Annotated in this window: 8 protein-coding genes; 2 read left to right on the top strand and 6 right to left on the bottom strand. The window is 71.4% G+C overall.

Annotation, left to right across the window (positions count from 1 at the left end; genetic code table 11):
* Nucleotides 1–175: 175 nt before the first annotated feature.
* The 3 genes from ACZ6TD_RS30310 to ACZ6TD_RS30300 all read right to left on the bottom strand — a co-directional run bounded on the left by ACZ6TD_RS30310 (nt 176) and on the right by ACZ6TD_RS30300 (nt 2865).
* Nucleotides 176–1723 (bottom strand): PH domain-containing protein, encoded by a 1548-nt coding sequence (locus tag ACZ6TD_RS30310; protein ID WP_471343239.1) that lies wholly within the window; start codon nt 1721–1723, stop codon nt 176–178.
* Entirely contained in the window at nt 1720–2220 is a 501-nt protein-coding gene (locus ACZ6TD_RS30305) for a PH domain-containing protein (protein WP_471343237.1), read from the bottom strand. The genes ACZ6TD_RS30310 and ACZ6TD_RS30305 overlap by 4 nt, the downstream gene beginning before the upstream one ends.
* Before the next feature lie 78 nt (nt 2221–2298).
* Nucleotides 2299–2865 carry a hypothetical protein gene (locus ACZ6TD_RS30300; RefSeq protein ID WP_471343236.1) on the bottom strand — a complete coding sequence of 189 codons (567 nt, stop codon included), beginning with the start codon at nt 2863–2865 and terminating at the stop codon, nt 2299–2301.
* 167 nt (nt 2866–3032) lie between these two features.
* Here ACZ6TD_RS30300 and ACZ6TD_RS30295 point away from each other — a divergent pair, with 167 nt between their 5' ends.
* Together ACZ6TD_RS30295 and ACZ6TD_RS30290 are read left to right on the top strand one after the other, a co-directional pair.
* Nucleotides 3033–4277: a sensor histidine kinase gene (locus ACZ6TD_RS30295; protein ID WP_471343235.1), complete on the top strand. Its 1245-nt coding sequence runs from the start codon at nt 3033–3035 to the stop codon at nt 4275–4277.
* Nucleotides 4278–4281: 4 nt separating this feature from the next.
* The gene (locus tag ACZ6TD_RS30290; RefSeq protein ID WP_471358171.1) at nt 4282–4917 is read left to right on the top strand and encodes a response regulator transcription factor; all 636 of its coding nucleotides are present in this window, start codon (nt 4282–4284) and stop codon (nt 4915–4917) included.
* A 9-nt stretch (nt 4918–4926) separates the two neighbouring features.
* Here the strand turns inward: ACZ6TD_RS30290 and ACZ6TD_RS30285 are convergent, their stop codons facing one another.
* The 3 genes from ACZ6TD_RS30285 to ACZ6TD_RS30275 form a co-directional block, all read right to left on the bottom strand.
* On the bottom strand, nt 4927–7740 hold the full coding sequence (locus tag ACZ6TD_RS30285) for a helix-turn-helix transcriptional regulator (protein ID WP_471343232.1): 2814 nt from the start codon (nt 7738–7740) through the stop codon (nt 4927–4929).
* Between the two features lie 102 nt (nt 7741–7842).
* Nucleotides 7843–8604, bottom strand: coding sequence for a thioesterase II family protein (locus tag ACZ6TD_RS30280; protein ID WP_471358169.1), 762 nt, complete (start codon nt 8602–8604; stop codon nt 7843–7845).
* A 139-nt stretch (nt 8605–8743) separates the two neighbouring features.
* A complete protein-coding gene (locus ACZ6TD_RS30275; RefSeq protein ID WP_471343229.1) occupies nt 8744–10858 on the bottom strand; it encodes an FUSC family protein in 2115 nt (704 codons plus the stop codon).
* Nucleotides 10859–10984 lie beyond the last annotated feature (126 nt).

The raw sequence follows: 10984 nt of genomic DNA, 5'->3' as shown, positions 1-10984 counted from the left end.
ATGGCCACCGTTAATTCACCAGAGTGCATGAGAATTCCGGCGGCGACAAGGATCTCGAGCAAATAATGCGCCCAGTATTCAGTTTTTCAGAGGTGGAGGGGGTTCAGAGGTGGAGGGGCGGCCTTTCGGTCCGCCCCTCCACCTCTCGGGGGATCGCCAGTTGGTCTCGGGGTGGTCAGCCGCGGTCGGGGGCTCTCTCGATGAACGGGGCCAGCAGCCCCGGTACCGCGGTCTCGGCGAGGGCGATTCCCTGGCCTTCGGTCAGGTCGTGCACGTGGTAGACGCCGTCGCCCGCGGCGGTGGTGGCGCCGAGGGTGATCAGCCCGGCCCGGCGCTGGAAGGGCGTCCGGGAGAGCTTCCAGCCGATGATCCCGTCGCGCTGGAGGGCGACGGTGCGGCGGGCGAACGCCCCGGAGCACGCGGCCAGATAGCGGCCGCGCAGCCCGTGGCCGAGGCTGCGGTAGGCGCTGAAGGCGAACGCCACCAGGACCGGAACCAGCACCACACCGGTGATCACACCGGTGATGACGAGCCACCGGCCCAGCCACAGGCCCAGGCCCACCGGGACGGCCGCGATCAGGACCGACCACATCAGGGCGCGGTTGATCCGGCGCCGCAGGGCCGCCTTGGGGTGCACGAGGAGACCCTTGCGCTCGATCAGCCCGGGGCCGGTCGGCAGTGCCTGGGCGGCGACCCGCATGGCCTCGTCGCGCGGGGTGGGCGGGGTCAGTCCGCGGCGCCTGCGGTTGTCCTCCTGGTTGCCCAGGCCGCTGGCCACGGCGTTGAGCTTGGCGCCCTTGGCCCAGCGCAGCGGGACGGGCTCGACGAGTTCGAGGCCGCGCAGATGGCGCTCCTCGATGCTCACGGAGCGGGTGGCCAGCAGTCCGCGGCGGATGCGGAGCACTCCGCCGTCCTCGCGGCGCAGTTCGTAACCGGCCCAGTTCTCGATGTAGGTGGCGGTGGAGCCGATCATGCCGAGGACGGCGATGACGACGGCGGCCAGCAGGATTCCGTACCAGAGCGGAATGGTGCCGAAGCGGTCCTCGAGGTCCTTGACGACGCCGAGGTCGAGCGGGTTCACCTGGAGCTCGCTCAGGGTGCGGTACGCACTGGCGGCGGCGATGAAGACACCGCCCACGCCCCATACGGTCAGCGGGCCGTAGCGCAGCCAGGACCAGTCCAGCCGGCTGAGCACACCGTCGCTGTCGGCCACCGGCCGGGCCCGGCCCGCGTCGCGCAGGGCGATGATCTGGCGGCGCAGTTCCAGGGCCTCGGCCTTGGTGATGCCGTCGAGGGCGAGCCTGCGCGCGGCGGCGTCGCTCTGGTCCCCGCTGTCGATCCGCAGCGTGGTGAGGCCGAAGACGCGGTGGACCGGGTTGGCGGTGAGGTCGACACCGCGGATGCGGCCGATCGGGACCGAGCGTTCGCTGCGGAAGAGCAGCCCGGTGTGGAGCTCGAAGCGGTCCTCGGTGAGCCGGTAGCGGGTGGTGAACAGCCGCATCAGCCCGATGCCGCTGATGACCAGGAAGGTCATGAACAGCGAGCCGAGGGTGATGATGACCTGGAGGTTGGTCTCGCCGCCGGTGACCGCGAGACTGGCCAGGAACATGGCCACCGGCGCGGCGAGGATGGAGAGGTTGACCAGGAGCAGCCGCCCGTTGAGCCGCCCCCAGTCGCGGCCGGCCGCGTGGGAGGACTGCCGCACGGTGGTCTCGGAGCTCATGTGGCGTCTCCCGGCACGGCCTGGGTGTACTTGGCCAGGTACTCCACCAGGTCCCCGGCGAGCTTGTGGTCGATGCCCTTGATCTTCACCGCGCCCGCGGCGGAGGCGGTGGTGACGGTGACGCCGGAGAGCCCGAACATCTGCTGCAGCGGGCCGCGCAGGGTGTCCACCGTCTGCACCCGGGACAGCGGCACGACCCGCCACTGCTGCCAGAGCCAGCCGGAGGCCGCGTAGACCGCCTCGTTGGTGGCCTCCCAGCGGTGGACCCGGTACCGCCAGGCCGGCATGACGGCCATGTAGAGCAGCCCGGGGACCAGCGAGATCAGCGTGGCCCACATGAAGAACTCACGCGTGGGGGGAATGGAGGCCCACAGGATCCCGAAGACGAGCGGCAGGGGCAGGGCGAAGAGTGCGGACTGCGTCGTCCACCAGCCGATCGCACGGCGGTCGACCCGGTGCCGAGGCGGTCGGAGCCTCAGATTGTCATGGCGTTCCACTGCTTCACCCTGCTCTTGCGTCCGACGGGTGCCGGGGCGGGGCCCGGCGGGGGTTGGTGGACTATGAAATCAGGCGGCTCAGACCGACGCACCGGTGGCGGTCTGCTGCGGGAGCTGACCGACCCCGGTGTCCTGGTCCTTCAGCTTGCGCATCTTGGCCAGCAGTACGGCGGTTCGGGTCAGCACCATGGCCAGCGACATGAAGACGAAGGCGTTGGCGTAGGTGTCCTGGCCGCTGATCTTGTAGTCGATGGAGAACTTGACCAGGTCCATGGTGAACCAGTGCTCGGCGCCGTAGGCGAAGAGGACACGTCCGCCGGAGAGGACGATCCACACCAGGGCGTAGCCGATGCCACCGATGGTGTAGAGCTCACCGGACGTGGCGTCCTTGTAGGCGGGCAGCAGCACTCCGGCGATCAGACCGCAGATGACGCCGGTGCCGACGCCCACGAGCTGGAGGGAAATGTCGTTGCCCTTGGTCGGGAAGGACTCGACGAAGATCGCGATGACCACGGCCACGGCGATGACCGAGCGCACCATCCGCATCGTGGTGATGCGGCGGCGGCCGATGTCGGTCGCCAGGATGATGATGAGAATCGTGCCACTGGCGATCAGTGCGGACAGGAACTGGCTCATCTGTGGCATATGCGACGTTCTCCAAGCCGAACGGGGATGTGCGTTCGGTGCGACGGCTCTCCGTCCCACCTGACTCAACGCTAGAAGCGGGCGAGCCACCGCGAGACGACTGAACGGTGGGTTCTGGCTGTCAACCGTCCGGTGGACACGGTGGACACGCGTGGTAGTACTGAGCCGTGCGCAATCACTCTCCGGGGGACGGCTCGCAGACCGGGGCGTACTACGGTCCCGAGTCCGGCACCCGCTGGTTCGGCCTCTGGGACGGCTTCTTCGCCGTCTCCTATCTCGTTACGGCGGTCCTGCTCTTCCTCTCCGGCGGCTCGCAGGTCAACCACTCCATCCCGATCGCCGCGCTGACCCTCATCGTGCCCTGGTACGCGGCGGTCGGCCGGACGCTGATGATCGAGGACACCTACGGTCCGCGGAACCTGGTCTTCGCGGCGGGCCTGGTGACGCTGTTCTGTCTCACCACGGCGTTCAACCTCGTCGGCGCGTTCGCGCTGTTCGCGGTCATCCCGATGCTCATCATGAGCCTGCCGATGGCCTCGGCGGTGGCGCTGGCCACGGTGGCCAATCTCTGCCCCGTGCTGGTGGTGGCGTTCACCGGTGAGGACCTGGGGCTGAGCGTCCTGGGCGTGCTGCCCATCTCGCTGCTGAGCATCGCGCTGTCGGTGCTGCTGGGGGTGTGGATCAAGCGGGTGGTGCGGCAGAGCAAGGGGCGCGGGCTGCTCATCGAGGAGTTGCGGCGCAGCCGGGAGCGGGTGGCCCGGCTCTCCCACGAGGCCGGTATCTCGGCCGAGCGCGAGCGGCTGGCCCGGGAGATCCACGACACCCTGGCGCAGGGCCTGACCAGCATCATCAGCCTGGTGCAGGCGGCCGAGTCGGAGGTGCGCGAGGCCCCGGACCAGGCGGTGAACCATCTGTCGCTGGCCGGGCGGGTGGCCAAGGAGTCGCTCGCCGAGGCCCGGGACTTCGTGGCCGCCCTCACCCCGCCCGCGCTGCGCGGCGGTTCGCTGTCCCAGGCGGTGCGGCGGCAGGCGGAGGGGCTGATCGCCGAGACCGGCCTGGAGGTGCGGTGTTCGGTGATGGGTGAGGAGAAGGCGCTGCCGATGGCGGTGAGCGTGGTGCTGCTGCGTACGGTGCAGGAGGCCATCGCCAATGTGCGCAAGCACGCCAAGCAGGCCCGTACGGTCGATGTGATCGTGGTCTTCGACCAGGGCGGGGTCCGGCTGCTGGTCCGCGACGACGGCGAGGGGTTCACCCCGGACGGCACCCAGGAGGGCTACGGGCTGCGCGGGATGCAGGCCCGGGTGGAGGAGATCGACGGGGTGGCGTCCGTCACCAGCAGCCCCGGACGGGGCACCACCGTGGAGGTGAGCGTGCCGATGACGGCGCTGGCCGGGGAGGAGTCGCGTGGCTGAGGGTATGCCGGGCGGGGCGAGCCCGATCAGGGTCCTGCTGGCCGACGACCACCCCGTGGTGCGGGAGGGGCTGAGCGCCATGCTGGAGTCCGCCGAGGGGATCACGGTGGTCGGGCAGGCCGGTTCCGGTGAGGAGGCGGTGGTCCAGGCGGTCGCCCTGCGGCCGGACATCACCCTGCTGGATCTGCGCATGGGCGGGATGGACGGGGTCGAGGCCACCGGGCAGATCCTGCGGCAGGTGCCGGGCTGCAAGGTGGTCATCGTGACCACGTACGAGGACGACTCCGACATCCTGCGCGCGGTGGAGGCGGGCGCCGCGGGCTATCTGCTGAAGGGCAGTTCACGCCAGGAGCTGATCGACGCGGTGCAGACCGCGGCGCGTGGCGAGACCGTGCTCACCCCGTCCCTCGCGGGCAAGCTCTTCCGCACCCGGGCGCCCGAGCCCTCCCCGCTCTCCGGCCGTGAGCGCGAGGTGCTGCGGCTGGTCGGCCGGGGGCTGACCAACGCCGAGATCGGCGCCGAGCTGTTCGTCAGCGAGGCCACGGTCAAGACGCATCTGCTGCGCTCGTACCGGAAGCTCGGTGTGTCCGACCGCACGGCCGCGGTGATGAAGGCCATGGAACTCGGCTTGTTGAACTGAGAGGGCCCGCTACACCGTGCCCGTGAGGCTGCTGTCGGAGAGCTTCGCGGGGAGGTCGCGGCGGCGCTTGACGTTCAGCTTGCGGTAGATGCGGGTCAGGTGCTGCTCCACCGTGCTGACGGTGACGAACAGCTTGGAGGCGATCTCCCGGTTGGTGTTGCCGTGTGCGGCCAGCACCGCGATCCGCACCTCCGCCTCGGTCAGCGCCTCCACATCGCGCTGCGCCTCGGTCCCCTGGCCCGGCTGGGCGGCGGCCGCCGCGAGCTCGCCGGGGTCCGCGTGCCGGGGCATCAGCTCACGGCAGAGCGGATCGGCGCCGCAGGTCTTGGCCACGTGCCATGCCTTGCGGACGAGCACCCGGCCCCGGTTGAAGTCCCCCAGCGCGCGGTAGGCGCGGCCGAGTTCGCCGAGGGCGACGGCGAGCTGGATGCGGTCGTCGCCACCCTCCAGGATCTCGACGGCCTCCTTGAGCCGGGGCACCCGGCGCTTGAGCTCGTCGGTGCGGGCGAGGACGACCAGCAGGGCGCCGCGCAGCCGGGTGTCCTCCGGGCCCAGCCGCAGCTGCTCCTCGGCCAGCGCGCGGGCGCGCCCCGGGTCGCCGAGGGCCAGCCAGGTCTCGGCGGCGTCCAGCCGCCAGGGGGCCAGCAGGGGGACGTCCATCCGCCAGGCGCCCATCAGCTCACCGGCGGCCGTGAAGTCGCCGAGCGCGGCGTGGTAGCGGCCGGTGGCCAGGTGGCAGCGGCCCCTGGCGCGCAGGTAGAACAGCCCGGGGAGGGTCTGGAAGAGCTCCTCGGGCAGGGGCTGTTCGAGCAGCGCCATGGCCTCGTCGTAGTGGCCCATCCCGGTCTCGGCCTGGATCAGGGTGGACAGCAGCAGTCCCAGCCCCACGCCCCAGCCCTGGACCGAGATCCGCGACATCGCGGTGCGCGCCTGGTGCGCGGCGACCTGCAGATCGCCCTGGCGCAGCGCGATGTCGGCCCGTACGGCCGACAGCAGCGCCTGCCAGGTGGGCACGCGGCGGGAGGAGCATTCGCCCTGCAGCCGCTCGCACCAGGACAGCGCGAGGTCGAGCCGGCCGGCCAGGACGAGTGCCATCAGCGCGACGACCAGCGGCTGGAGGGTGCTGTCGCTCAGGTGGTAGCGCTGCAGCACCCGCTCGGCCTCGGTGACGGCACGGTCGGCCTGGCCCTCGGTGAGCACGGCGGACATGGTGGCGGCGGCGTGGGCGTGGGCCAGGTCGGCCATGTCGCGCGGGGCTCCGGCAGTGGTCCCCGTGGTGCCGGTTCCGACGGTGGGGAGGCGGTCGCGCAGCGGGGGGCTGAGCATGGTCAGCCACTGGGCGGAGGCGGCGACGGCGGCGGTCATCGCGGGGTCACCGCCGGTGGCGGCCGAGCGGGCCAGCGCGGAGACGGCGCCGGCCGCCGCGTCCAGCCGCCCCGACCAGGCGAGGTAGGAGGTGATCGGGGCGACGTCGCGCGGGGCGAGCAAGCCCCGCTCGGCGTCCTCGGTGAGCTCCGGCAGATGGCTCTCGGCGGCGGCCGGGCCGATCCGCCAGGCGATGCTGACCAGCCGGGCCTTGAGCGCGGTGCGTTCGGGACCGGGCGCGCAGGCGTGGTGCGCGCATTCGAGGCAGCGGAGCGCGAACTCCAACTCCTCCTCGACCAGGGCGAATTCGGCGGCCTCGCGCAGCACGGGGACGGTCCAGCGCTCGGCGTCCTGCCGGGCGGAGACCAACTGGCGGGCCACGTCGAGCGCGGAGGCGCCGTCGGCGTGCAGCAGCCGGGCGGCGCGGGCGTGCAGCGCGCCGCGCGCGGTCGCGGGGGTCGCGTCGAGCACCGCGCTACGGGCCACCTCGTCGCGGAAGGCGTTGTGCTCCAGGATGGCGCACTGGTGCAGGTCCTGGACGCCCTGCTGGACCGTGTTGACGCTCAGGTCCAGGAGTTGGCCGAGCAGGCGTGGGGAGCGGGCGTCGCCGAGGACGGCGACACCGCGGGCGATCCGCAGCACTTCGGGCTCGCCCCGGTGCAGACAGCCGAGGACGGCGTGGGCGAACGCCTCGCCGGGCGCCGGGCGCTGCTGGGCCTCGCCGTGTTCGCCGACGGTCCGCCAGTCCTCCAGCAGGGCGCGCAGCAGCAGCGGGTTGCCGCCGGAGACGCGGTGGCATTCGGGGGCGAGGCGGGCGGCGACGGTGGCGGACAGGGTGCCGGACAGCGCCTCGGCGACGCCCGACTCGGTGAGCATGTGCAGCCGCATGCGCACACAGTTGGGCTGGCGGAGCAGTTCGGCGTGGAAGGTGAACTGCTCCTGACGGAGTCGGGGGGATTCGGTGAGGACGATGAGAACCTTCGCCTGACGCACCCGCCGGGCCAGGTGGAGCAGGAATTGCAGGGACTGGTCGTCGCCGGAGTGCACATCGTCGACAAGGACGACAAGTGTGCGATCGTCGACCATCCGCAGCAGCACGGAGGAAATCTGGGACATCACGTGCATGCGTCCCGCGGCGGTGGATTCCAGCGCGTTTCCGTCAAGCAGCGCGATCACTTCGGATCGCACATCGGCGGGCATCGCACCGTTATCGAAAATCTTTCGGACAATTCCGAAGGGAAGGTCCCGCTCGGCCCGCGAACCGGTCGCTTCCAGGAGCAACGCACCGCTTTCGATGGCCTGTTCGGCAAAGGTGTTCAGCAGTGTGGTCTTGCCACTGGCCACCGCACCGCTGACAAGAGCCAGCCGACCCCGGCCCTGCGTCGCGCCGCGCAGCATTTCACGCAGCGCGGAGAGGTGGTTCTCCCATTCGAAGAGGTTCGCAGGCAAAGAATTCATCCCCCGATGAAGCCACCTGATGCCCCCAGCGGACCGCCGGGGGCATCGAGCGTGACGAGTGGTGTTTTCCAGTGCGTCGGGCAGGTTCCTGAGGCGGTCGACTCAGGGTCTCGACCCCGAAAGCGCCTCCGCGACGAGACTCATAATCGGCCCTTGATGCCCGGCCAAGAAGAAGTGGCCACCCGGGAACACCCGGATGTCGAACCCGCCGGTGGTGTGCGACCGCCAGCCTTCCGCCTCCTCGAGGCTGGTCCTGGGGTCGTTGTCGCCGGTCAGCACGGTGATCGGCGAGCGGACGGCGGCGCCGGGCACCGAGCGGTAGGTCTCGATCGCCTTGTAGTCACCGCGAATCGCCGGCATCGCCATGCGCAGGATCTCCTCATTTCCGAGGACGCGGGAATCGGTGCCGCTCAGCAGCTTCATCTCGCGTACGACGCCGTCGTCATCGCGCCGATGCACATTCTCATCACGGTAACGGGACGGCGCCCGGCGGCCGGAGGCGAAGAGGGTGAGCGCGGAGAACTCCGGGTCGGCCTCCTCCAGCCGGCGGGCCACCTCGAACGCGAGAACGGCGCCCATGCTGTGCCCGAAGAAGACGACCGGGAGATCGAGCCAGGGCTTCAACTCCGCGGCGATGGTGTCGGCGTACTCGTCGATGGTCTCGATCAGCGGGTCCTGCCGCCGGTCCTGACGCCCCGGATACTGCACGCACAGGACATCAGCGGACGACGAAAGCGTTTGGGACATCGGGAAGAAGAACGACGCCGAACCCCCGGCATGGGGCAGACAGACCAGACGGGCGCGACTCTCGGGCATCGGATGGAATCGTCGTATCCAGACGCTGTCTTCTCGCTGTGCACCCATGCGTAGGGAAAGTCTTTCACTCGTCAAGCAATATGTGGGGGACAGACGGCAGAGCGTACCGGGCAGCATCCAAGGACGCGCGGCACAGCACTGCCCCTTCATGATTAACACGCCCAATGATGTAGGGGGCACCCCTAGTCTAGGGGGATTGTTCTTGACTGGGGTCACGGGGCGTGCGCGACTGTCGTGCGCTCTTGTTGAGCGCCTCCACCAGATCGTCCAGGGCGTCGACGAGTTGCTCCGCGTCGCGCAGCGCCACCCCCGGACGGTCCCCGGACCGCTGCCGCCACCGCTCCAGCGACTGGTGCACCGGCGACCAGTTGAGCGGCCGTCGCTCCCGTACCGCCTTCACCGCCTCCGGCAGCGCCTGCCGCAGTGCCCCGGCGAAGTCCCCGGCCTCCTCCGACGGCGGCGCGTCCCGCTCCGGAAGATGCGCCTCCAGCAACATGGCGACCCGGCCCATCGTGGACAGCGCCGTCTGCGCCGCCCGTGCCGCGGGCCGCGACAGCCCGCGGTGGCGCACCGGTTCCCGGTGCGCCTGGGTCTCGCTCTGCTCCCAGGCCGCCCGTGCCGCGCGGGCGTCCAGCAGGGCGTCCCGCACCTGGCGGGGACGGCGCTCGGCGGGGCGGGCGTAGGCGTCGAAAACGGCGGTGGCGAAGGCGCCGTTGGCGGCCAGCCAGTCCGCGAGCCGGTCCCGCAGCCGCGGTGTCTCCCAGGCGGGGAAGACCGCGTACGCGACCATCGCCAGCACCCCGCCGAGCAGCGTCAGCGCCACCCGCGCCTGCACGGTCTGATGCCACGCCTCGCCCGCGATGCTGAGCAGGAAGACCACGTACGCGCTCACGCACGCGGAGGTCACGATGAAGCCGGTGCGCAGCAGCAGATACATCGACAGGACGGACAGCACGGCCAGTCCGGCGCTCAGATACGAGCCGGGGTGGACCAGCGCCACCACCCCGCCGCCGACCAGCACTCCGCCCAGGGTGCCCAGGAAGCGGGCGACACCGCGGGAGTAGGTCTGGGCGAAGTCCGGCCGCAGGACCATCGTGGAGGTCAGCGGCGCCCAGTAGGAGTGTCCCAGCGGCAGCGTCGTGCTCAGCAGATAGCCGCTGACGCTGACCGCGCACAGGCGCACCGCGTGCCGCAGCACCGGCGAGGACCAGCGGGCCTCGCGGCGGACGGCACGCAGCGCCATGGCGGCGGTGCCCCCGATACCGGGGCGGGGCAGGAAGCGGTGCACCATCCGGCCTTCGGCCGACACCTCCTCCACCGGCTCGTCGGACGCCTCCACCACGTCCGCCACCAGCGAGAAGAGCCGCAGCGCGGCACGGCGGGCGGCACCGGTCAGCTTGGGCCCGTCCGCCGGCATCCGCAGGACGGCCATGGCCTCGAAGGGCACCCGCACCGGTGTGCCGTGGCGGATGGCGTGGGCCACCGCGTCCAGCACGGTGCCGGTGGCGGCCAGCAGTTCCCGCACCCGGTCGCGCTCCGGCCCCTCCTCGGGGGCGCCGACCACCGGGTCGGCCAGCGAGGCGAGCACCGGGCGGATCCGCTCGGCCAGCAGCCGGTAGCCGCTCAGCTGCCGGGGCCGCCGCCGGGCCTGACGGGGCGTCAGGGCGGCGGCACTGCGGGCGTCCATCAGCGGCTTGGGGTCGAAGGGCGCCACCGGCTCGTGGCGCAGCCTGCGGGCGTAGTCCGCCACGGCGGCGAGCGCGTCGGCGAGGGCGTCGCGCTGCACGCCCCACGGCCGTACCGGGAAGAGCACGATCAGCGCGGCCTGCACGACGCCGCCGAGCCCCACCAGCAGGGCGTGCCCCAGGGCGCCCGTGACCGAGGTCGGGAGGGTGACCGTGATCAGCATGACGGCCACCATCTGGGTGGAGACCAGCCCGGAGACCGGGCCGACCGCCCACGACATGCCCGTCATCAGCGTCCACACGGCGAGCATGAGGACGAAGGTGAGGGTGTGGGCGGCGGCCAGATAGCCGAGGAAGGTGCTCACCGCGAGACCGCTCGCGGCGGCCAGCGCCAGCCAGGGGCGGGGGCGCCAGCTGCGCTGGAAGGTGGCGATCCCGGCGGAGAAGGCGCCGAAGGCGGCCGAGACGGCGAGCGTCGGCGAGCCCAGCCACAGCGCCACCCCGACGACGAGCGCGACCCCGCACGCGCCGCGGACCGCGACCAGCGGTTCGGTCCTGGTGCGCTCGATCGCGAGGCCCGTCCGGGCGGTCTCCTTCAACGCGTGCGACCAGGTCATACGGCGAGACTACGGGGTGGCCCCGGGAGAACTGAACCAGCCGTTCCGGTCCGGGTCTCCCGGGTGCGGCCCCTGGCGGGGCCGGGCCCGGGACCGGCCACGGACCAACCCCGGATCCGGCCAGGA

The sequence above is a fragment of the Streptomyces yongxingensis genome (genome assembly GCF_055597465.1).
Note: the sequence above shows the minus strand (reverse complement) of the source record. Positions and strands in the feature narration are given on the sequence as shown.

Bases quoted from the DNA above. Each gene is read 5' to 3' on its own strand.
- ACZ6TD_RS30310 (WP_471343239.1), bottom strand. From the start codon at position 1,723: ATGAGCTCCGAGACCACCGTGCGGCAGTCCTCCCACGCGGCCGGCCGC.
- ACZ6TD_RS30300 (WP_471343236.1), bottom strand. From the start codon at position 2,865: ATGCCACAGATGAGCCAGTTCCTGTCCGCACTGATCGCCAGTGGCACG.
- ACZ6TD_RS30290 (WP_471358171.1), top strand. From the start codon at position 4,282: ATGCCGGGCGGGGCGAGCCCGATCAGGGTCCTGCTGGCCGACGACCAC.
- ACZ6TD_RS30285 (WP_471343232.1), bottom strand. From the start codon at position 7,740: ATGAATTCTTTGCCTGCGAACCTCTTCGAATGGGAGAACCACCTCTCC.
- ACZ6TD_RS30280 (WP_471358169.1), bottom strand. From the start codon at position 8,604: ATGGGTGCACAGCGAGAAGACAGCGTCTGGATACGACGATTCCATCCG.
- ACZ6TD_RS30275 (WP_471343229.1), bottom strand. From the start codon at position 10,858: ATGACCTGGTCGCACGCGTTGAAGGAGACCGCCCGGACGGGCCTCGCG.